The organism is Blastomonas fulva (assembly GCF_003431825.1).
In the GTDB taxonomy this organism is placed as follows: domain Bacteria; phylum Pseudomonadota; class Alphaproteobacteria; order Sphingomonadales; family Sphingomonadaceae; genus Blastomonas; species Blastomonas fulva.
On sequence record NZ_CP020083.1, the window covers coordinates 1,175,001 to 1,196,662 of the forward strand.

23 protein-coding genes (1 of these 23 only partly in view) are annotated in these 21,662 nt (G+C 65.8%); 8 read left to right on the top strand and 15 right to left on the bottom strand.

Features of this window, described 5'->3' with window-relative positions; all coding sequences use genetic code 11:
• Positions 1–772, top strand: the 3' portion of a protein-coding gene (locus B5J99_RS05505; protein WP_117351803.1) for a lipopolysaccharide biosynthesis protein. It extends 743 nt beyond the left edge of the window; 772 of the gene's 1,515 nt are visible here — the last part of the coding sequence; its start codon lies beyond the left edge, outside the window; its stop codon occupies positions 770–772.
• A gap of 6 nt (positions 773–778) precedes the next feature.
• Here the strand turns inward: B5J99_RS05505 and B5J99_RS05510 are convergent, their stop codons facing one another.
• On the bottom strand, positions 779–1,255 hold the full coding sequence (locus tag B5J99_RS05510) for a low molecular weight protein-tyrosine-phosphatase (RefSeq protein WP_054136527.1): 477 nt from the start codon (positions 1,253–1,255) through the stop codon (positions 779–781).
• A 125-nt stretch (positions 1,256–1,380) separates the two neighbouring features.
• Here B5J99_RS05510 and B5J99_RS05515 point away from each other — a divergent pair, with 125 nt between their 5' ends.
• The gene (locus B5J99_RS05515) at positions 1,381–3,012 is read left to right on the top strand and encodes a spinster family MFS transporter (RefSeq protein ID WP_425456450.1); all 1,632 of its coding nucleotides are present in this window, start codon (positions 1,381–1,383) and stop codon (positions 3,010–3,012) included.
• A 61-nt stretch (positions 3,013–3,073) separates the two neighbouring features.
• Here the strand turns inward: B5J99_RS05515 and B5J99_RS05520 are convergent, their stop codons facing one another.
• The 8 genes from B5J99_RS05520 to B5J99_RS05555 form a co-directional block, all read right to left on the bottom strand.
• Positions 3,074–5,152 (bottom strand): catalase, encoded by a 2,079-nt coding sequence (locus B5J99_RS05520; RefSeq protein ID WP_117353375.1) that lies wholly within the window; start codon positions 5,150–5,152, stop codon positions 3,074–3,076.
• A 152-nt stretch (positions 5,153–5,304) separates the two neighbouring features.
• Entirely contained in the window at positions 5,305–5,907 is a 603-nt protein-coding gene (locus B5J99_RS05525; protein WP_117351805.1) for a VOC family protein, read from the bottom strand.
• Positions 5,904–7,091: a CaiB/BaiF CoA transferase family protein gene (locus tag B5J99_RS05530; RefSeq protein WP_117351806.1), complete on the bottom strand. Its 1,188-nt coding sequence runs from the start codon at positions 7,089–7,091 to the stop codon at positions 5,904–5,906. The genes B5J99_RS05525 and B5J99_RS05530 overlap by 4 nt, the downstream gene beginning before the upstream one ends.
• Positions 7,088–8,005, bottom strand: a complete 918-nt coding sequence (locus B5J99_RS05535; protein WP_054136531.1) for a hydroxymethylglutaryl-CoA lyase — start codon at positions 8,003–8,005, stop codon at positions 7,088–7,090. Before B5J99_RS05535 ends, B5J99_RS05530 begins: the two co-directional genes overlap by 4 nt.
• Positions 7,998–8,606 (bottom strand): 3-isopropylmalate dehydratase small subunit, encoded by a 609-nt coding sequence (gene leuD, locus B5J99_RS05540; protein WP_245991758.1) that lies wholly within the window; start codon positions 8,604–8,606, stop codon positions 7,998–8,000. Before leuD ends, B5J99_RS05535 begins: the two co-directional genes overlap by 8 nt.
• Positions 8,599–9,975 carry a 3-isopropylmalate dehydratase large subunit gene (locus tag B5J99_RS05545; protein ID WP_117351808.1) on the bottom strand — a complete coding sequence of 459 codons (1,377 nt, stop codon included), beginning with the start codon at positions 9,973–9,975 and terminating at the stop codon, positions 8,599–8,601. The genes leuD and B5J99_RS05545 overlap by 8 nt, the downstream gene beginning before the upstream one ends.
• A 201-nt stretch (positions 9,976–10,176) precedes the next feature.
• Positions 10,177–10,674, bottom strand: a complete 498-nt coding sequence (locus B5J99_RS05550) for a hypothetical protein (protein ID WP_054136534.1) — start codon at positions 10,672–10,674, stop codon at positions 10,177–10,179.
• Between the two features lie 12 nt (positions 10,675–10,686).
• Positions 10,687–12,060 (bottom strand): alpha/beta fold hydrolase, encoded by a 1,374-nt coding sequence (locus B5J99_RS05555; protein WP_117351809.1) that lies wholly within the window; start codon positions 12,058–12,060, stop codon positions 10,687–10,689.
• Positions 12,061–12,142: 82 nt separating this feature from the next.
• Between B5J99_RS05555 and B5J99_RS05560 the strand changes: the two genes are divergently transcribed.
• The 6 genes from B5J99_RS05560 (at position 12,143) to B5J99_RS05585 (ending at position 17,182) form a co-directional block, all read left to right on the top strand.
• On the top strand, positions 12,143–12,823 hold the full coding sequence (locus tag B5J99_RS05560; RefSeq protein WP_117351810.1) for an isochorismatase family protein: 681 nt from the start codon (positions 12,143–12,145) through the stop codon (positions 12,821–12,823).
• The gene (locus B5J99_RS05565) at positions 12,823–13,716 is read left to right on the top strand and encodes a polysaccharide deacetylase family protein (protein ID WP_054136537.1); all 894 of its coding nucleotides are present in this window, start codon (positions 12,823–12,825) and stop codon (positions 13,714–13,716) included. The genes B5J99_RS05560 and B5J99_RS05565 overlap by 1 nt, the downstream gene beginning before the upstream one ends.
• Positions 13,717–13,909: 193 nt before the next feature.
• Entirely contained in the window at positions 13,910–14,833 is a 924-nt protein-coding gene (locus B5J99_RS05570; protein ID WP_117351811.1) for a polysaccharide deacetylase family protein, read from the top strand.
• A complete protein-coding gene (locus tag B5J99_RS05575; protein WP_117351812.1) occupies positions 14,830–16,254 on the top strand; it encodes an aldehyde dehydrogenase family protein in 1,425 nt (474 codons plus the stop codon). The genes B5J99_RS05570 and B5J99_RS05575 overlap by 4 nt, the downstream gene beginning before the upstream one ends.
• Entirely contained in the window at positions 16,251–16,721 is a 471-nt protein-coding gene (locus B5J99_RS05580) for a hypothetical protein (protein ID WP_231684162.1), read from the top strand. Before B5J99_RS05575 ends, B5J99_RS05580 begins: the two co-directional genes overlap by 4 nt.
• Positions 16,718–17,182: a DUF1330 domain-containing protein gene (locus B5J99_RS05585; protein WP_117351813.1), complete on the top strand. Its 465-nt coding sequence runs from the start codon at positions 16,718–16,720 to the stop codon at positions 17,180–17,182. Before B5J99_RS05580 ends, B5J99_RS05585 begins: the two co-directional genes overlap by 4 nt.
• A 2-nt stretch (positions 17,183–17,184) precedes the next feature.
• Here B5J99_RS05585 and B5J99_RS05590 read toward each other — a convergent pair whose 3' ends face one another.
• The 6 genes from B5J99_RS05590 to B5J99_RS05615 form a co-directional block, all read right to left on the bottom strand.
• The gene (locus tag B5J99_RS05590; protein ID WP_117351814.1) at positions 17,185–17,679 is read right to left on the bottom strand and encodes an RES family NAD+ phosphorylase; all 495 of its coding nucleotides are present in this window, start codon (positions 17,677–17,679) and stop codon (positions 17,185–17,187) included.
• Positions 17,680–17,683: 4 nt separating this feature from the next.
• A complete protein-coding gene (locus B5J99_RS05595; protein WP_054136542.1) occupies positions 17,684–18,034 on the bottom strand; it encodes an antitoxin Xre/MbcA/ParS toxin-binding domain-containing protein in 351 nt (116 codons plus the stop codon).
• 65 nt (positions 18,035–18,099) lie between these two features.
• The gene (locus tag B5J99_RS05600) at positions 18,100–18,825 is read right to left on the bottom strand and encodes a hypothetical protein (protein WP_117351815.1); all 726 of its coding nucleotides are present in this window, start codon (positions 18,823–18,825) and stop codon (positions 18,100–18,102) included.
• The gene (locus B5J99_RS05605) at positions 18,825–19,184 is read right to left on the bottom strand and encodes a hypothetical protein (protein ID WP_054136544.1); all 360 of its coding nucleotides are present in this window, start codon (positions 19,182–19,184) and stop codon (positions 18,825–18,827) included. Before B5J99_RS05605 ends, B5J99_RS05600 begins: the two co-directional genes overlap by 1 nt.
• Positions 19,185–19,313: 129 nt before the next feature.
• Positions 19,314–20,525 (bottom strand): class I SAM-dependent methyltransferase, encoded by a 1,212-nt coding sequence (locus B5J99_RS05610; protein WP_117351816.1) that lies wholly within the window; start codon positions 20,523–20,525, stop codon positions 19,314–19,316.
• Positions 20,522–21,661, bottom strand: coding sequence for a nitrilase-related carbon-nitrogen hydrolase (locus tag B5J99_RS05615; RefSeq protein WP_117351817.1), 1,140 nt, complete (start codon positions 21,659–21,661; stop codon positions 20,522–20,524). Before B5J99_RS05615 ends, B5J99_RS05610 begins: the two co-directional genes overlap by 4 nt.
• Position 21,662 lies beyond the last annotated feature (1 nt).

A 21,662-nucleotide genomic window follows, 5' to 3' on the forward strand; every position in this document is an offset into this window, starting at 1 on the left:
TCCGCACGCGCTGGGGCTCTATGCCGAGGCGCTGTTCCTGGCGCAGATGTTCTCCGCCAAGGTGATTCCCCCGCTCAACGAGGTTGCCTTCCCCGCTTATGCCCGGCTGCAGGCGGAACCTGCGCGGCTGCAGGCGGCGTTCCTCAAGGCGATTGCGCTGATCATGCTGATCAGTTGCCCGGTCTATGCCGGGCTGGCGGTCACCGCGCCCGAGGCGGTCTACACATTGTTCGGCGCAAAATGGCTGGAGATGGTGCCGCTGGTCCAGCTGTTCGCGATCGCGATGCCGTTCATGACGCTGCACGTGCTGATGGCGCCCGCAGTCAATGCGCTGGGCCACCCGCGGATCACGGTGCGCTGCTCGGCCTTTGGGGCGGTGGTGATGCCGCTGATGTTCCTGGTCGGCGTGCAGTTCGGCGTGAACGGGCTGGCGATGGGCTGGGTGATCGGCATGCCGCTCGTGCTCGCCTTTACATTGTGGCAGTCCTGCCCGGTGATCGGGGTGCGGGTGCGCGATGTGCTGATCGCGTGCGCGCCCGGGGTCGGCGCCGCGGCGGCGATGGCGGCCCTGGTGTGGACGATGCGGGTGGGCCTGGCAGGCGCGCTCGACAGCAATCTGGGCGAGGTGATGGCGCGGCTGGCGCTGCTCGCTGGGCTTGGCGCGCTCAGCTATGTGCTGCTGCTGCGGATGCTGGCCCCGCAGATGCTGCGCGATGCCATCGGCCTGCTGCGCCGCCAGCCCCCGCCTCTGGAAGAGCCGGTCGCCGCCTGACGCGGATCAGCCTGCCGCACCGAAATGCCGCAGCACCGCGTGAGCGATCGCCTGCGCGTCGGCCCAGGTCGCATCGAACCCGCGCGCATCGCCATAATAGGGGTCTGCCACCGCCTGCCCCGTCCGTCCCTCGACCAGATCGAGCGCCAGCCGCACATCGGCGCGGTGCGCGCGCGGAGCAATGGCGTGCAGCCCGGCCAGATTGTCGTGATCCATCGCCAGGATCAGGTCGAACCGGGTGAAATCATCCACCCGCACCTGCCGCGCGCGCAATCCGGCAATATCGACGCCATGCCGCGCGGCCACCGCGATCGCGCGCTTGTCGGGCGCATCGCCGGCGTGCCAGCCGCCGGTCCCTGCCGAATCGACCGTCCAGCCAAGTCCGCGCCGCGCGACCTCGTGGCGCAGCGCGCCGTCTGCCAGCGGCGACCGGCAGATGTTGCCCAGGCACACGAAAACGATCGCGGGCAGTCGTTCAGCCATGGCACGGTCTCTTTCCTCAAGGCGCAGCGGCGCTCCGTCGCACGCGCCCGATAGGCGCTTGCACGAACCCGTCGCTCTGCTAGCCAAGGTGCGGGACAAGAACAAGCAATGGGAGATGCGGCCACGTGACGGGAACAATCGGTACTCTGGACACCCCAAACCCGGATCATCCGGCAGCCCCGGCGGATGTGCCCCCGTCCGCCGCAACCCACGCATCGCCTTATGCCTGGTATGGCCTTGGCATCCTGTTTCTCGTCTATGTGCTCAACTTCATCGACCGGCAGATCATCACCATCCTGGCCCCCGACATCAAGGCGGACCTGGGCCTGGACGATGCCGATATCGGCTTCCTCTATGGCACCGCCTTTGCGGTGTTCTACGCCCTGTTCGGCATTCCGCTCGGGCGACTGGCGGACAGCTGGCACCGGGTGCGGTTGCTGACCCTGGGGCTGGCGGTGTGGTCGGCGATGACCGCGCTATCGGGCTTTGCCAAGAACGGCACGATGCTGGGTCTGGCGCGGATGGGCGTGGGCGTGGGCGAGGCGACCGCGAGCCCGTCTGCCTATTCGCTGATCTCGGACATGTTCCCCAAGCGCATGCGCGGCACCGCGCTCGCGATCTATTCGGCGGGGCTGTATTTCGGCGGCGGCATCTCGCTGATGATCGGCGGCTTCATCGTCGCAGGCTGGAACAACGCCTATCCCGGCGGCGGCCCGATGGGGCTGGTCGGATGGCAGGCTGCGTTCCTTGCGGTGGGCGTCCCCGGGCTGCTCCTCGCGGCCTGGGTCGCGACATTGCGCGAGCCGGTGCGCGGTCTGGTCGATGGCCTGCCTACCCCTCCGGCAGCAGATCCGTTCCGCGGCTTTCTGCAGGAGCTGTTCGCGGTGATCCCGCCGTTCACGCTGATTTCCGCAGCACAGCGCGGCGCTGCAGCGCTGGCCACCAACGTGGCGGCCATCGCCATCATCGCGTTCGCCGCCTCCGGGCTGATCTGGCTGACCGGAGCGACGCTGCAATGGATCTGCATCGGCGTCGGCTATTATGCCGTCTTCTCCTGGGCCTCCTCGCTCAGGCGACGCGATTCGGCCACCTTTGCGCTGATCTGGGGATCGCCCGCATTTCTCTACACCATCCTGGGCTATGGCTGCGTCGCCTTCCTGTCTTATGCCTCGACCGCATTCGGCCCCAGCTATGCGGCGCAGGTGCTCGGCGAATCGACCGCGCGGATCGGCTTCTGGCTCGGCGGCGGCGGCGCGGCGGGTGGCTTCCTTGGGGTGATCATGGGCGGACGGATGTCCGACTGGCTGCGGGCGCGGCATGAATCGGGGCGGATCATGGTCATCGCCTTCGGCCTGCTCACGCCGGTCATTCCGATCTACCTGGCCTTCACCACGGCTTCCGATCCTGCATCGGATATGGATTTCGTGCGCTTTGCCATCTTCGCCTCGCTCGCCAACATGTTTGCAAGCTCGGCACTGGGGGCAGCGGCTGCAACCACGCAGGATCTGGTGATGCCGCGGATGCGCGGCACCGCGACCGCGACCTTCTTCCTCGCAACCACCCTGTTCGGGCTGGCGCTCGGGCCCTATCTTGCCGGGCAGATGTCGGTGGTCACCGGCAGCCTGTCGACGGGCGTGCTGTCGATCCTGGTGATCGTGCCTGCGGGGATCGCGCTGCTGCTTGCCGCCTATCGCAGCGTGCCGCTGGCCGAACGCACCGTGGTCGAACGCGCGCGCGCGGCTGGCGAGGATGTCTGATAGAAAATCCGGGCGATGCCGCTGGCACCGCCCGGATCGGGATAAGTCAGGTTAAGGTGAATCAGGCGAGCATGCGCACGCCAGGTTCGCGGTCGTAAAAGCGCGTTGCTGCGGCCTTGATGAAATCGTCGCCAGTGCCGGTGACGCCCGCATCGGGTTCGACGCCTGCCTTGTCGAGCAACGGCTTGGCCGCCTTGGAATGCCCGATCGCCTTGAGGTGGCCAAAGGCATCCATCGCGAACTGCACAGCAGCGCCTTCCTTGAGCAGCATCTTGGTGCCGTCGTCCGAGAGCACGATCGCCACCGCATCGAACAGCTGGCTGGGGCTTCCGGCGAGCTGGCCGTCGGCCTTGCGCAGCTTGCCGTCGGAAAGCTTCGCCCCGCCCACCTTGGGCGCGACGACGAACACGATGGCTCCGGCGTTTTCGATGGCCTTGGTCAGCGTGTCGAGTTCGCCTGCATCGGTACCGTCGGCGATCAGCACGCCAACCTTGCGGCCCTTGAGCGTCGCTTTCATGTTCTTGTGGATCGACAGCTTGTCCGAAGGCTTCATGTCGACCGGCTTGCGCGCAGCTTCCGCCTTGGCAGGAAGCTCGATGTTCAGGCCATCGGCGACGCGCTTGGCCAGATCCTCGTCCACGTTGCGCAGATTGGCGACCATGCGCGCGGGCACCTGATCAAGATCAGCGACCTTCGACAGCTCGAACACGAACGACGAGGCGATATGCGCCTGTTCATTCTCGGTCTGTGAGCGATAGAACAGCCGTGCCTGGCTGTAATGATCGGCAAACAGCTCGGCGCGTACGCGCAGCTTGTCGCCCTGCTCGTCCGGCCCGCTGGCGAGATTGGTGGTGGCAAAGCCCTTGGCGGCGCTTTCGCGCGGCCCTGCTTCCTCGCCATGCTCGGCAAGCGAGTTGGGCTCGTAATTGGCGCGGCCCTTGGGGACCATGGTCTGCATCATGCCATCGCGCTGGAAATTGCCGAACGGGCAGCGCGGGGCGTTGACAGGGATCTGGTGGAAGTTGGTCGTGCCCAGACGCGACTTCTGCGTATCGAGATAGCTGAACAGACGGCCCTGCAGCAGCGGATCGTTCGAGAAATCGATTCCCGGAACGATGTTGGTCGGCAGGAAGGCGACCTGCTCCGTCTCGGCGAAGAAATTGTCGACGTTGCGGTTGAGCGTCATCGTACCGATGATCCGCACCGGCACATCCTCTTCGGGGATGAGCTTGGTGGCATCGAGAACGTCATAGGGCTGCGCATCGGCGAATTCCTGGTCGAACACCTGGATGCCGAGCTCCCATTCGGGAAAGTCGCCGCCGTCGATGGCTTCGAACAGATCGCGGCGGTGATAGTCGTTGTCCGCCGCCTGCAGCTTCAGCGCCTCGTCCCAGATCGTCGACTGGATGCCGAGCTTGGGCTTCCAGTGGAACTTGACGAAGCTCGCCTTGCCAGCGGCATTGACCATCTTGAAGGTGTGGACGCCGAAGCCTTCGATCATGCGAAGCGAGCGCGGCAGGGTGCGGTCGGACATCGCCCACATCAGCATATGGGTCGATTCGGGCATCAGCGACGCCCAGTCCCAGAAGGTGTCGTGCGCGCTGCCCGCCTGCGGATAGCCGCGATCGGCCTCCATCTTCACTGCATGCACCAGATCGGGGAACTTGATCGCGTCCTGGATGAAGAACACCGGGATGTTGTTGCCGACGAGATCCCAGTTGCCCTCACGGGTGTAGAACTTGACCGCAAAGCCGCGGACGTCGCGCGGGGTATCGACCGATCCGGCGCCGCCCGCCACGGTGGAAAAGCGCACGAACACCTCGGTCTTCTCGCCCTTGGTGAAGACGGCCGCGCGGGTCAGGTCGGAAATGTCGTCGGTCGCCTCGAACACGCCGTGCGCGCCGGTGCCGCGTGCATGGACGATGCGCTCGGGGATACGCTCGTGGTCGAAATGGAAGATCTTTTCGCGCAGCACGAAATCCTCGAGCAGCGTGGGGCCGCGCGCGCCGGACTTCAGGCTGTTCTGGTTGTCGGATATCGGCATGCCATGGTTGGTGGTAAGCACGCGGGTGTCGCCGCTCGCCTGCTGATGGGTTTCGCCGCCCTGGCCGGTGGTCGTTTCGTGCGCGGATTTTGTCATGCGTAGCTCCTGCTGATCATCGATCAACGCACGGATTACAGGGCCATGGGGGCCTTTCAGGTCGCGCGCCAACCAGGCGCACTCGCGCCGTTGCGCCACCTACGCGCCGGTGCGGCAATGCGATGCATGGGGCAGAAGAGAATCTGGCGCGGTTATTTGAGGATCTGGTTCATCTCGATCAACGTGCCATCGGGGTCGAAGAAGTTGCACCCGCGCACCCGGATCACCGGACCGCCATTGCGCCCCGGATATTCCTGCATCCTGGGCGGCGCGGTCATGGTGACGCCCCGGATTTTGGCAGCGGCGGCGCAGCGGCCATCGACATCATCGGTGTTCATCACGATCACCGTGCCGCCCGGCCCCATGCGTTTGGGATAAGGCCCCGGATCGGGCAGCGGCGGACTGACCCACTGCATCAGCCCGATCCAGCCGATGAACGGATCGTTCGAATTGAGCAGCACCAGCCGCGCCTTGGCCCCCGGCTCGCCTGCGGGCAGCGCAACGCCGCTGGTCTCGACGACGGTATCGTAATTGACCTGCAGGCCGACGACATCGCGGTACAGCCTCAGCGAGGTTTCCATGTCGCGCACGATCAGCGTGACACGGCGGATATCGGTGGGCAGCCGCTGCGCGGGCGCTTCGACTCCTGGAGACCTGGGGGGCGAGGCGGTCGCGGGCTTGTCCTGCGCGTGGGCGGTGCAGGCGCAGAGGGCCATCGGCACCATCACGATCCACAGATTGTTGTAGCCCATCATCCCTGTCCTTCCACCGCGCCGCTTGCCAGCAGCGCCTCGATCCTCGCCTCGTCATAACCCAGCCCCGCCAGCACGCTCTTCGTATCCGCGCCCGCCTCCGGTAGCGCCGCATGCGCATGGGGGCGCGCGCCGTTCATCTCGATCGGCAGCGTCGGCAGCATCGTGGTCTTCCCGTCGCTCAAGGTCACCGGCTCGAGCCCGCCGCTGGCGAGCAGGTGCGGATCGTCGAACATGTCCTCGGGCCGTCCGATCGGCGCGAACGGCAGGCCCGTGCCTTCGAGCCTGGCGATCAGATCGTCGCGCTTCCACGTCTGCACGAGCGCGCGGATTTGCGGCATGATCCGGTCGCGCGCCAGCACCCGCGCGGTGTTTTCGCGGATGCTCTCATCCGCCCACAGATCGTCGAGCCCGAACAGCGCGCAGAACTTTTCCCACAAGGCATCTGTGACCACGCCGATGAAGATCGGCTTGTCGTCGGCGGTCTCGAACACGTCGTAGATCGCCCAGGCGCTGATCCGCGCGGGCATCGGCGCCGCCGGTTTGCCGGTCACCGCAAGCTGCGCCATGTGCTGGCCGATCAGGTAGATGGTGGTCTCGAACAGCGAGCTTTGTACCTTCTGCCCCCGTCCCGTGCGATGGCGCTCCTCGACCGCGGCGAGGATCGCGATCACCCCGAACATGCCGCCGGTGACATCGATGACGCTCGACCCCGCGCGCAAGGGGCGTCCGGGCGGTCCGGTCATATAGGCAAGGCCCCCCATCATCTGCGCGACCTCGTCGAGCGCAGTGCGCTCCTCATAGGGTCCGGGGAGAAAGCCCTTCTCGCTGCAAAAGATCAGCCGCGGGTTGCTGGCAGCGAGCGCCTCATAGCCAAGCCCCAGCCGGTCCATTGCCCCGGGGCGGTAGTTTTCGATCAGGATATCGGCACCAGCGGCCAGATCGCGCGCCACCGCCAGCCCGTCGGGCGACTTGAGGTCGAGGCAGATGCTCGCCTTGTGGCGGTTGTACATCGGGAAATAGCCCGCGCCCGATCCGATCAGCTTGCGTGTACGGTCGCCACCGATCGGCTCTACCCGCACCACCTCGGCGCCCAGCGAGGCGAGGATCGCGCCCACAGCCGGGCCCATCACCATATGCGTGAACTCGACGACCTTGAGGTTCTTGAGCGGTTGCGGACCGGTCATGCGGTTTGCCTTTCAAAACCCAGCGGCAGCCCCGCATCGGGGGTGAAGCCGTAGAGAGGTTCGCCCGGCAGTGCCTCGGCGAGGATGGCGCGCACCGCGAGCAGCGCGTCGAGATCGATGCCGGTATCCACCCCCATCGCCTCGAGCATGAACACCAGGTCTTCGGTGACGATATTGCCCGAAGCGCCGGGCGCGAAAGGACAGCCACCCAGCCCGCCGAGGGAGGAATCGAGCGTGGTGATTCCCTCGTCGAGCCCGGCAAGCGCATTGGCAAGCCCCAGCCCGCGCGTGTTATGCAGATGCAGCGTGGTCATCCGCTCCGCGCCGACCTCTGCCCTGACAGCGCGGACCAGCCGCCTGACCTGCGCCGGGTTGGCATAGCCGGTGGTATCCGAAAGGCTGAACTCCTGCGCGCCGGCCTCGGCCGCCGCGACCGCCAGCCGCACCACGGCGCCCTCGTCGACCGGGCCTTCCATCGTGCAGCCGAACGCGGTGGAAAGGCCGACCGCGAAATGCACGCCCCCTTCACGCGCCAGCACGGCGATCGCAGCGATCTCCTCGAGCATCTCAGCATGGCTCTTGCGCACATTCTTGAGGCTGTGTGTCTCGGACATCGAGAACGGGATCGAGATCGCATGCGCGCCCGCTTCCACCGCCCGCGCCGCGCCCTTGGCGTTGGGGACCAGCGCCACGACGTTGAGCCCGGGAATGGTCCGCGCGTATGCCACGATCTCGGCGCTGTCGGCCATTTGCGGGAGCAGGCTGGGCGGCACGAAGCTGCCCACCTCGATCTCGCGCACGCCTGCGGCGGCTTCAGCCGCAATCCAGCGTTTCTTCGCCTCGGTCGGCATCACGCGGTCGATGCTCTGCAACCCGTCGCGCGGGCCGACCTCGCTGATCAGCACGTCAGGCATGGTTCTGCTCCAGATAGACCCAGGGGCGCTGCGAACGGTCGCGCGCGTGGAACGCGGCGATCGCCGCGCGGTGTTTGAACGTGAGGTCGATGGCATCGAGCCCTTCGAGCAGCATCGCCTTGGCCTCTCCGTCGATCTCGAAGTGGAAGGTCGCATCCCCGGCGCTGACCGCCTGCGCGGCGAGATCGACATGCACCTGCTGCCCTGCGAGCGGTGCGATCACCTCGGCGGCCAGCACCACCGGGACGATGCCGTTGCGGATGCAGTTGCCGTGGAAGATCGGCGCAAAGCTGGGCGCGATGATGCAGCGGATGCCGTATTCGGCCAGCGCCCAGACGGCGTGCTCGCGGCTCGACCCGCAACCGAAGTTGCGTCCGCCCAGCAGCAGCGCGGCCATGCTGTATTCAGGCTGGTTGAGCACGAAATCGGGGTTGGGGTTTCGCTCCGCATCGAGATAGCGCCAGCCCGCGAACAGCCCGCCCGCAAGCCCCGTCTTGCCGGTGCTCTTCATCTCGCGCGAGGGGATGATCGCGTCGGTATCGACATTGTCGCGCAGCAAAGGCGCGGCAATCGAGGTCAGCGTTGTGAAAGGTTCAGCCATGGGCGAGCTCCCGCGCATCGGCGATGGCACCCGCGATCGCGCTGGCGGCGACGGTTTCGGGGCTGGCGATGTGGGTTTTCACGCGCAGCCCCTGGCGGCTCTCGAAATTGCGGTTGGTCGAGGAGATCACGCGCGATCCTTCGGCAAAGCTCTCGCCACCAGCAAAGAAGCACATCGAACAGCCGCTCATCCGCCATTCGAAGCCTGCGTCCACAAATACCCGGTCGAGCCCCTCGGCCTCGGCGGCGCGGCGGACCGCGCTCGAACCGGGCACGCAGATCGCGCGGATGCCGGGGGCGACATGGCGGCCCTTGAGCAAGGCAGCGGCGCGGCGCAGATCGGAAAGCCGGGCATTGGTGCAACTGCCGATGAACGCGGCATCGATTGGTGTGCCGATCAGCGGCGCCCCGGCGGCGAGCGCCATGTAGTCGAGCATTGCTTGTCCGGCGTCGGCCGGCACATTGCCGCTGACCGCAACGCTCGCCTGCGGGCTGGTGCCCCAGCTGACCATCGGTGGGATCGAACCGGCGTCGATCGTGATCTCGGCATCGAACGCGGCATCATCGGCGCTGCGCAGCGTCTGCCATTGCGCCAATGCCGCATCCCAATCCGCACCCTGCGGCGCATAACGGCGGCCCTTCAACCACGCGAAGGTGACGCTGTCGGGCGCGATCAGCCCGGCAAAGGCCGAGAACTCGGTCGCCATGTTGCACAATGTCATCCGCGCTTCCATGTCGAGCGCGGTGACCGCAGGCCCGGCAAATTCGACGACATGCCCCGCCCCGCCGCCTGCGCCATAAGCCGCGATAAGTGACAGCATCATGTCCTTTGCGGTGACCCCGGGCGCCGGCGTCCCGGTGAACGTCACGCGCATCGCCCTGGGGCGGGTCAGCCGCAGGGTGCCGGTCGCCATCGCATGCTCGGCCTCGGACGATCCGATCCCCCAAGCCAGCGCCCCCAGCGCGCCCTGCGTGCAGGTGTGGCTGTCGGGCGCGATCAGCGTGAGGCCGGGGAGCACGATGCCAAGCTCTGGGCTGACCACGTGCATGATTCCCTGGTCGGGATCGCCCACATCGAACAGCCTGATTCCCGCTGCCCGCGCTGCCGCGCGCGTTTCGGTGATGAACGCCTGACCGCCGGGCATCAGCGTGCGGTCGGTGCGCCCGGGAAGCGTATCGACGATATGGTCCATCAGCGCGAACACGCGGCCCGGATCGGCAACAGTCCGCCCGGCATCGCGCAAGGCATTAAGCGCCGCTGCGCCGGTGCGCTCGTGCAGCAGCACCCGGTCGATCGCGACGAGCGCCGCGCCGCCCGGCAGGCATGCCACGACGTGCGCGTCCCAGATGCGGTCGAACAGGGTGGTCATCGATTTCCCTCCCCCTTGATGGGGGAGGGTTGCGCAGACTTGGCGAGCACAGCGAGCCTAGTCGAAGCTGGGTGAGGGTGAATGCGCCGCGCCAGCGTTGCCGCGACGCCGCTCACCCTCATCCAACTGCGCCTAGTCGGCAAAGCCGACAAGGCTGCGTATCCTTCTCCCATCGAGGGAAAAGGTTTGGTCAGATGCCGCTCACGCACCCGCCGCCATCTCCGCTTCGACCGCGCGCCAGTCATGGCTGACGCGGGTCTCCTGGATCGCGGTGCGGGTCTCGAGCAGGCCGTTGCGGATCCAGTGCCAGGTGCGGCAACGCGAGTTGCCGTCGTCGGAGATCTGGATCATCTCGTACAGATAGAGCGAGGGGTCGCCCTGACGCTGCCAGTAGAGCATCACGGTGCGGTTGTATTCGTCGAGCCCGACCTCGGCGGCCCAGCCGACGATCAGATCATTGTCCCACCACACCCGCTTGTCGCGATAGTCTGCAGGGAATTCGCGGATTTCGGTGCGGCCGTCGGGCCAGGTGTAATGGTTGGTCTGGTGATAGGGGAAAGGCCCGTCATCGGGGAAACGGCAGAACAAGCGGCTCTGGTGCTCGTCGATCTTCTCGCCGGCGGCGTTGTAATAGGTATACACCCCGTCCCACACGCCTTCGTGGCGCGCCAGTATCGGCATGTCTTCGCGTATTCCCATGATCCTTGCTCCTTATCGGGTGTTGAGGGCTTCGCACAATGCACGCGCCGCTGTCGCGCGCAGCAGTGCGCGGTGTTCGCGTGCCAGATAGTCCGGGGTGATGTGCACAGGGTCGAACGCGATCGCCTGGGCGGCACCGACGGCATGATGCGGCACGAAAAAGTGCCGCGCGCGCACGATCTGCCATGCGCGGATCAGGTGCGTGCCATAACGGTCGGGCGAAAGATCGGGGAACAGCAGCGCGGGATCCCCCTTCGGCGTGTCGGGAAGCCGGATATCGCCGATGCCGAAATGCCCGGCGACCGCATCGATCACCTTTTGCCAGGGCGCCCAGAGTGTCGGCGCCGCGCCCGCCCAGCCGTCGGACAGGCCATGGCCGGGCAGATCGATCGCCAGCGCGGCCGGCGGCACAGCGGCAAGCTCTTCCCCCGGCGCATGAAGACGCAGCACGCCCGCGCCAGGGTCGCCCCGCCAGTGGATCAGGCCGCAAAAATCGCCGGTGTCGATACCGACAAAGCCCGCATCGGCGGTTTGCACGGGGGTTACCGCTGCGGCCTGCGGCAACGCACGCAGGAAATCGAGGCTGAGCGCCTGATGATCGGCTGGGGTGGCGCATTTCTGCGCCCGCCAGAGCGCAGGCATATCGCCCAGCCGGTCGATATGCGTCTGCAGCGGATCGCCGTCATAGGCGCTGATCAGCACCGGCGGCGTTGCCGCATCGGGCGGCGGAATGTCGCGGGCTGCGCGCAGCACCGCGCCATAGCCTGCGCGATAGGCATCGCCCGCATCGAGCATCTCGCGGACCGCCATATCGACTCGCGCGACATCGGCATGCGCGCCGGGAAGCCGTGCGGCATCGCGAACATCGAACCAGGGGAAGAACCAGCTCTGCTCGAGGATCCGGTTCCACAGCCACACCAGATGCTCGCCATAGGCCGATGGCTGGAACGGCGGCAGATAGGATTGCCCGAAGACCGCCATCTCCTGCGGAGTCCAGATGGCATAGCCGCCGATGGCAAGCCCGGTGAACCGCTCGGGATAGCGCTTGAGCGCGGTCACCAGGATGATCCCGCCCGAATGGAAGCCATAAGCCGGGCACGCCGGCAGCCCCAGCGCGTCCATCAGATCCACCAGCGCATCGGCAAAATCGTTGATGTCGGCAATGTCCGGCAGCGGGTCGGACTGGCCGAAACCCGGCGTGTCGGGCGCGATGCAGGTGAAATGGTCGGCCCAGCGCTCCATCAACGGGGCATATTCGCCGCTGTTGCGCGGGCTCTGGTGGACCATCAGCAGCGGCGGTCCACTGCCCGCCATGCGGTAATGCACGCGACGACGCTGGCCATCGGGCAGCGGCACATCGACATAGTGGCGGGTGATCCGAGTCATGCCCTAATTTGTCCGGACAAATTCATCTCGACAAGCCCTTTTTTGTTATTATGCTCTCGAATCGGAAATAAGTGGAGGAACCATGGAGATTGTCGGCACCCGGATGATCCGCGAGGACAAGACCGCAAGGCAGTTGTTCGAAGCGGTGATGGCCAATCCGGCGCGCAACAAGTTCGGTTTTGGACAAAAGCTCGCGATCATCAATGTCGACGTGCAGCAGGCCTATACCCGGATCGACATGTTCAAGACCGCCTACGAGACCGACCCCCGCCAGATCGAACACATCAACACCATCTCGCGACTGGCACGCGAGAAGGACATGCCGGTGATCTGGAGCCGCGTCGCCTACAAGGACGATGCCGCCGATGCAGGCGTCTGGGGCACACGCACCGACATCCCCGACAGCCTGCAGAACATCCGCTATGACAGCGAGCGCCACGCCTATGATCCGCGCTGCGAGTTCGGACCACACGACCTCCACTACACCAAGCGCATGCCCAGCGCGTTCTTCGAGACCCCGCTGGCGAGCTATCTCCAATTCCACCGCGTCGACACCGTCGTCGTCACCGGCGGCAGCACATCGGGCTGCGTCCGGGCGACCGCGGTCGATGCCTTGAGCCACGGCTATCGCACCATCGTGCCCATCGAAACCTGCGCCGACAAGCACGAGAGCTATCACTTCGCCAACCTCACCGACCTGCAGCTGAAATACGCCGATGTCGAGCCGGTGCAGACGGTGATCGACTGGCTGGAGGCGCGGTGATGGAGGCGGTGCACGGCGACCCGCAACTCTACGACTTTGCCCCCTGGCGCGGGCGCCCCAAGGTCCGCTGGCCCGGCGGCAAGAGCTGCGCCGTGTGGGTCGCGCCCAACCTTGAATATTACGAGATCGACCCGCCCGCCAATCCGCACCGCAAGAGCTGGACCAAGCCGCACCCCGATGTCGTCGGCTATGCGCACCGCGACCATGCCAACCGCGTCGGCCACTGGCGGATGGCCGAGGTGATGACGCGGCACGGCTTTCCCGGATCGGTCAGCCTGTCGGTGGCGCTATGCGATCATATTCCCGAAGTGGTCGAGGACGCCCGCCAGCGCGGGTGGGAGTTCTTCAGCCACGGCATCTACAACACCCGCTACAGCTATGGCATGGACGAGGCGCAGGAGCGCAGCATCATCGAGGACAGCATTGCGACCGTTCAACGCGCGACCGGGCAGCGCATCCGCGGCTGGCTTGCGCCCGCGCTCACCCACACCCCGCGCACGCTCGACCTGATCGCCGAATATGGCCTCGATTACACCTGCGACCTGTATCACGACGACCAGCCCACCGATGTGAAGACTGCATCCGGGCGGCTGACCGCGATCCCCTACAGCCTTGAGGTCAACGACCATTACGGCTTCTTCATCTACAACATGAGCCCGCGCGACTATGCCGATACACTGATCCGCCAGTTCGAGCGGCTGGCGAAGGAGGGCGAGGCGCAAGACGGCCCCGGCGGCACGGTGATGTGCATCCCGCTGCACAGCTATCTGATCGGCCAGCCGCACCGCATCGGTCCGTTCGAGGAGGTGCTGCGGCATATTGCAGCGGACGGCCGCGCGTGGATCGCGACTGCGGGCGAGATCGTCGATGCCTGGCGGGAGCAGCAGGCATGAGGGCTATGCTGACGCAAACATTCTCTCCCTCGACGGGAGAGAATAGGCAGGCTTGGCGGCTTGCCCGCCTAGCCGGACTTAGAGAGGGTGGAGCGGTTGCACTCACCCTCTCCCGGCTGCGATTAATTCGCTTCGCTCATAAGTCTCCGCTGCCCTCTCCCGTCAAGGGAGAGGGGTTTGAAGGAGCTGTCGCATGACGCTCGACCCCGGCTATCTCGAATACCCCCACCGCCGCCCCGGCATGGACCATGATCTGTACCCCTACAGCAACCTGTTCACCCGCCCGCCTGTCGTCTGGCCCGAGGGCAAGATCGTCGCGATCTGGCCGGTGATCAGCCTCGAGTGGTTCCCGATGGTGCCCAGCGACACCCCGTTCCGCGCACCCGGGCATATGCAGACCGCATACCCCGACTATCGCCACTATACTGCGCGCGAATATGGCACACGGATCGGGCTGTTCCGGCTGCTCGATGCCTTCGAGGCGGTGGGGGCGAAGGTCTCGGTCGCGTGCAACGCCGCGATCGCGACGCGCTACCCCGCGATCATCGAGGCGCTGAAGCAGGGCGGGCACGAGATCGTCGCGCATTCGACCGACATGAACGGCACGATCGCCTCGGGCCTTTCCGAGGATGACGAACGCGCGCTGATCGCCGAGTCGCTGGACACGCTCGAACAGGCGAGCGGCACGCGCCCGCGTGGCTGGCTCTCTATCGCGCGATCTCAGTCGTTCGCCACGCCCCGGCTGCTGGCAGAGGCGGGTGTAGTCTACATGTGCGACTGGGTGAACGATGAGCTGCCCTATCGGATGACCACCGAGGCGGGCGGGATCGTCAATTTGCCGCTCAACCACGAACTGTCCGACCGCCAGATCATCAATGTCCAGCAGCAGTCGGTCGACAGCTATGCGCAGCAGATGCGCGATGCCTATGGCTGGCTGGCGACCGAAGCGGCGACGCACGGCGGGCGGATGCTGCCGCTGCACCTGACGCCTTACATCATGGGGCTTTCGTACCGCATCGACGCGTTCGAGGCATTGGTGCGCTGGCTCAGCGAGCAGCCGGGCGCGTGGTTTGCCACCGGAAGCCAACTGCTCGACCACTGGAGCGCGCAAGCATGAAGGCCATCAACCCGCGCACCGGCGAGGCGGATTGCGAAATCGCGCCGCTGGATGCTTCCGCCGTGCAGGCCGAGGCAACACGGCTGCGCGCAGCACAACCGGCCTGGGCGGCGCTGGCCCCCGAAGAGCGATCGGCGATCCTGCATCTTTGGGCCGAGGCGGTGGTGGCGCACCGCCAACCTTTGCTCGAAGCGCTGACGCTCGACACCGGGCGGCGGCGGATTTCGGAGATCGAGGTCGATGGCCTTCCCGGCACGATCCGCCGATGGGCTGACCTCGCGCCCCGCCTGATCGCGCAGCACAGCCGCGACAACCAGCCCAGCGCGCACCCCACCGTGCGCAACAGCACGCGGCTCGTCCCCTATCCGCTGTTCGGGGCGATCGCGCCGTGGAATTTCCCGATCGTGCTCTCCACCATCGATGCGATCCCCGCGCTCGCCGCCGGGTGCGCGGCGCTGGTGAAACCGTCCGAGGTCACCCCGCGCTTCATCGCGCCGCTGATGGAAACGGTCGCCAAGGTGCCCGAACTCGCCGCAGTGCTGAGCTTCATCGAGGGCGATGCCACCACCGGTCAGGCTTTGGTCGATGCGGTCGATTATGTCTGCTTCACCGGATCGGTCGCAACCGGCCGCAAGGTGGCAGAGGCGGCAGCGCGCGCCTTCATCCCCGCCAATCTGGAACTGGGCGGCAAGGATCCGATGATCGTTCTCGCCAGCGCCGATCCGGTGCAGGCGGCCAACCTCGCCCTGCGCGCCAGCATCGTCGCGACCGGACAGGCGTGCCAGTCGATCGAGCGGATCTATGTCGCACGCACCATCTACCAGCCGTTCCTCGATGCACTGGTCGAGGCGGCACAGAAGGTGCGGCTCAATTATCCCGATATCGCGATGGGCGACATTGGCCCGTTCATCTTCGGTCCTCAGGGGGCGAAGGTGCAGGCGCAGATCGACGAGGCGGTGGCGATGGGGGCGAAGGTGCTCACCGGTGGCAGCGTCGAGACCCTGGGCGGCGGCCAGTATCTGAGGCCCACAGTCATCGCCGATGCGGCCGCGGACATGGGCGTCGTGCGCGACGAGACCTTCGGCCCGGTGCTGCCCGTGATCGCGTTCGATGACGTCGAGGATGCGATTCAACAGGCCAATGACAGCGTCTACGGCCTGTCCGCCGCTGTTATCGCTGCCACCGCCGAGGAGGCGGAAAGCGTCGCCGTGCGGCTGGAAGCGGGCGCGGTGTCGATCAACGACGGATCGATGACATCGATGGTCTGGGATGCGGAGAACAGCTCGTTCAAGCTTTCCGGGATGGGTCCTTCGCGCATGGGGGAGAGCGGGCTGCTGCGCTTCTTCCGGCTACAGGCGCTGATCCGCCAGACCGGCGCGCCGCTGCCGCTCGCCGCTTATGCAGAGGACGCCCCGCGATGAGAGATACGCTCGCCAAGGCCATGCCCGCCCTGTTCGCGCACGAAGGGCTGTGGGACGGGGTGTACCGCCATCTCGATGCCGATAGCCAGTTGATCGACCAGCACCGCATGCGCACCCGCTGCGAATTTCCCGCAAGTGGCGAGTTCGCTTATGTCCAGCACAACCACCTGATCTGGCCCGACGGCCGCGAGAACCGGCTGAGCTTCGGCGGCATCTTGCGCGATGGCAGATTGTGGTGGGACACCGACCGCTTCCATGGCCATGGCTGGGAAACGCTCGACAACGTGCTGATGCTGACGCTGCACCGCAAGGACGAACCCGGCATGCGCTTCACCGAGATGATCCAGATTTCCGATGATGGCGAATCGCGCGCGCGCACCTGGCAATGGTTTCGCGATGGCACGCCGTTCAGGCGGACCTTGTGTGACGAACGGCGCGTTTCGCGCGATCCGGAGGCTGTTCTATGATTACCCCCCTGCTGATGATGGCTGCCGCCACCGATGGCACCTCGACCGCCGCACCGCCGTGTGATTCTCCGGTGGTGATGGTGATCGCCGGGCCCACGCACGACCGCGAGCGCATGGCCGCTTATGGCAAGGCGATCGCCGACAGCAAATTGTACGAGAAACTGGGCGGCTATTACATCAACATCCCCCGCCCGCTCGCGACCTTCGAGGGCACGCCGCCTGCGGGCTACACCGTGCTGATGGTGCGTTTCCCCTGCCTCGCCAACGCGCAGGCGTTCTGGAACTCGAAGGAGTACCAGGACAAGATCAAGCCGCTGCGGCTCGATCCATCGGCGGGGGATTACACCGTCACCGTCTATCCCGAAGCCCCGCTGCGCGCGGATCTGGTCGGCAAGGTCGGCGACAATGGTTATACCGCCGGTTTCGATCGATCAGGAATAGAACAGTCGAACGGCAAATAACGTCAGCGGTTGCGCAGACCCAGCCGGTCGTCGTCATCCACAAGCGTGAGCCGTCCATCCCAATCCCACAGAACGAGGTTGAGCGCGTCCACCGGGGCACCACGCGCATAGCTCGGGACGATGATCCCGGCATGGCCTTTCGCGACCGCGGCTTCTGCCAGACCCTGCGTCGGGACCGGCTTGCCCGCCAGCATCCGGTCACGCCAGGCGGGGTCGGAAAGATCTGCTGGTGTCATGCCGAACGGATTTAGGGCAGTCTCGTCGCGGCCATCTAGCAGTGGCCCGATATCGGCTTGATAGGCGACCAGGGTTACGGGCTGAAGCGTGCCGACCTGATTGGCCTCGCGCACCGCGGTCTCCGGAGCAAGCGAGGTGTAGAGCGCGGGCCGACCGATCCGGTTGAAGCGTCCACCAAAGCGCGCGGCCCCCTCCCCCGATAGCGGCGCGCGCGACCAGACGGGATTGTGGGCGCGGTAGAGCAGCCCGGCAAAATGCATGGGATCAGGCGTGGATGCCGGCGTCGACGGCATCGATATAGGTCAGCACGTCGTCTGCCCGGTTGCCCTGCACCAGCTGCATCGCCGTCTGCCCCGAAAAGCCGGGGAGCGGCTCCGAGCGATACCAGGCATAGGCGAGCAGCGCCGAGCCGAACCGCGGCTCCACCTTGTTGAGCACTTCGACCATCTGGCGGATGCGGCGCTGGGTGCGGTCCGAAGCAATCCGGTCTTTGCGCTGGATCGCATCCTTGCCCAGCCCGAGCGACCGCGCGAGCTCGTCGCTGGTGGTGCGCAAAGCCTCGACGATCTTGCGCGGGGCGAACGCGCCATGTTCGGCATAGTTCTGGATTGCCATACGACTACTCCACAAATCCTGACGCAATATAGCGTCAAAATCTGCGGCAATCAAGCCAGGGCTGGTTACCGCTCCAGTTCGACCAGCTCGTACCGCGCCAGCATGCCGCCGTCGATGGCACCATAGACGAACACCGAATCGGCATCCGCGGTGACCCACATGTCGTAGGTCGGGTGGGTGTTGCCGCCCATGCCCGGGCCAAGATCGTCGATATAGCGGTAGTGGCGGCAGGCGAAGGTGCCGGCTTCCACCGTCTTTTCCTCCTCGCCGACATATTCGAGGCCGATCAGCACCTCGGCGATCAGCGGCGGGGTGGCGCCGCGATGGTCGGGCGAGGGCAGGAAGCAGCGGACATTGCGCCGGTGCGGGCCCTTGCTCACATCCATCACCCGGGTCATGAAGCCATCGCCTGCGATCGGGTGCGTGCCGAAGCCATCGAAATGACCGCCCACCGCGACCCGCTGTGACACCCGCCCGATCGACGGGCCGAAGCTTTCGCACTCGATCACGCCGGCGGCGGTATCGTGCCGCATCCAGCCCGACCCCATGAACGCATCGCCCACGGTCAGGTGGACGTGCAGATGTTCGGGCACCATGTCGGGACCGATGCCATAGACGATGTCGCGCAGCACCTTGGGATCGGGCTCCTCGATCTCGCAGCGCGCGCGCATGATCGTCCGGCCATCGCCATGATGCGTGAAGCTGAACCATTCGCGTCCGCGCTCCTGGTCCATGATGTGCGGTTTCTTGCTGGTGTAGCGGATCTTGCCGCTGACGGTGCGGTGCTGCATCACAGGTCCTTCAGTTCGCGGCTCAGCTCTTCGACCGGCTTGTCGTCGGCCTGCATCGCCTCCATCATCTGCTGCGGCCCACGCATGACCCGCGCGATATATTCGCGGATCATAGCGGCGCGCTCATAACCGGCCTCACGATCGGGCCTGTAGCCTTCGATATCGGCGCGGCTGATCGTCCCCCTGGCGTCGAGCAGGCGCTCGATCGTGTCCATCCGCTCGCGCATCACCGACACCTCGCCGATCACCGCCATCAGCATCGAAAGCATCTTTTCCTTGTCGGGATCACCCAGAAAATCGGGCCGCTTGCCCTTGGCGCGCGCATTGGCGCGGGTCATCCAGTCAACGGGTTCGGTCATTCTAACCTCCGAAGGGTCCGGTCCCCTGCGAAGGCAGGGGCCCATCTCCCGAGCTTGCGTATCGATGCACCGGTGCGTCAGCGGCACCGGAAGGAGATGGGCCCCCGCCTCTACGGGGGACCGGGAAACTTATTCCGGCCGTCCGCCCTTCCACGCGCCATACGCGTGCCAGACCGCAGCGCGGCCGTGATCCTCTTCCTTCTCGTCGCCCGCCGAAGGGAAGATTTCGGTATCGACCACCGCGCGCACGCCGGTGACGAACAGGTCGCTTTCGGAAAAGCCCGACTGCTGCATGATCGTCTTGAGGTCGAGCGCATGCATCGCCGACCAGAACGGTTCGTTGTTGTTGAACGCATCCCAGTCGCGGATGAACTGCTCGTAGAGCGGCATTGCGTCCGAATATTGCGGCTGTTCCAGATGCAGCATCAGCCCGCCGGGTTTGAGCACGCGAAAGCCCTCGCGGATGATGCGCGGCAGCGCGGTGCCGCTGGTCTCGTGCAGGAACATCGTCGTCTGCACCCAGTCAAAGCTCTCGTCCGACCAGCGCGACAGATCCTCGGCATTGGCCTGGACGAAACGGATGTTGGTCGCGCCCAAGGACTGCGCGCGGGCATGCGCATACCGCAGCGAGGGCGCGGCGGTATCGATCGCGATGATCTCGCTTGTCGGAAAGGCGAGCGCCAGGGGCACGATGTTGTGCCCGACGGTGCAACCGATATCGAGGATGCGCTGCGGCTGCCAGCCGGGGCGTTGCTCGCGCGCCCATTTGACCAGAGCCTGGCCGCCGCCATCCGAAAGCGCGCCCAGACCGCCTGCGGTGGTCGCGAAGATGCCGCAGTCGTAATTCGCGCCGGCGGAAACATCGCCGGGGATTTCCTCGCCATGATAGCTGCCGGGCATGCAATGGATGTCGATCGCGCTCTGGTAGCGCGGGACGGCGACCGTGGGATCGAGCTCGAGCGTGTCGCGCCCCTCGTTATACTGACGCGCCTTGGCGTTCAGCTCGTCAAGCTGGCGCAGGACCATTGCGCGGCCGTTCTGCTGGCGCATCTCCATGCTGTTGCGCTTGAGCGCCGACCAGAAGCGGTGGTGCGGATCGCGATTCATCGCATGGCGGATCTCGAACCGGTCCTTGGGCTCGCGGCCGTGCTCGGCGACAAAGCCGGGCAGCACGCGAGTGTCGTACGCCTGCTTGTTGCCGGGGCCCAGAGTGCCCGAAAGGTACTTGTTGAGGTTGGCGAGAAAGTCGAACCGCGCCGCCTCGTCGTGGCTGGGCTGCGGCGACACGCCGTGCAGCGCCACCGCGGTATAGGGCGGTGCGACATCGAATTGGTGCGTCATATCAGTCCCTCTTTGATCATCCGCTCGATCACCTGCTCCTGCACGCGCTTGAAATAGTCGCGGTCGGGCACTTTCACCGCACCGCCCTCGAGCATGCCATCGGCCGGATGACGCACGGTGCCATAGGCCGCCGCGAACAGCTCGAGCCGCTGGCGCGCGAGATAGTTGGTCATGCCCGGGGTGCGCCGCGCGGTGCGCAGCGCATTAAGATCGATATCGGCAAAGGCGGTGAAGGTCTCGCCGCTGTTCGATTCGGCGACCACCCGGCCCTTCCAGTCGACGATCTGGCTGTTGCCGTCGGCGCTCGCGAGCGGCAGCCCGGTGCCCTCGATGCCAGCGGTGTTGGCCGAGACGACATAAGCGAGGTTCTCGAACGCACGTGCGCGCTTGGCGATCGCCTTGTTGGTATCGATCGGCGATCCGATCTCGGACGAGGAGTGCAGGAAGATCTCGGCGCCGCGCAGCGCGTGCGCGCGGGCGATCTCGGGATAGAGAATCTCTTCGGACGCGATCGCGGCCATGTTGCCGATCTCGGTGCGCGCCACCGGAAACACACCATCCAGGCCATAGACGTCGAGATACTTGCTCCACACATCGTGCGGTGTCGGCGCGAACATCGAATTGAGCCGCCGATAGCGCAGCACGACATCGCCCGAAGGCGCGATAAGGAAGCTCGCCTGGAAATAGAGCCCCGGGAAATTGGGATCGACCTCATAGGCATTGCCCGCGAGGTACAGCTTGAGGTTCTGCGCCACCTTGCCCAGCGCCTCGTATTCCTCACCCTGCATCTCGAACGCGGCGAGCGCGGCGAAATCGGGGATCGAGATGCGCCCCGGATAGCTGGTGAAGAGATATTCGGGAAGCACCGCGAGCTTCACCGGATGCCCGCCATATTGCTCGATGAAGATGCGTGCAGAGCGGATCTTGGTCTCGACCTCGCCGATCATGCCAAGGATCTGCGCGCGTGCCGCACCGCGATCGGGCGCGCGCTCGACCGAGCGGGCGGCAAGCTGCATCGCGACCGCGGCATAAGGCGCATCAACCGCCATGGACGGTGCCTCCTTGGCCAGCGAAGGGTCGAACGGCAGCGCGCCTGCGATCATCGCGGCCAGAACCATGCGGCGTTCGAGTTCCATC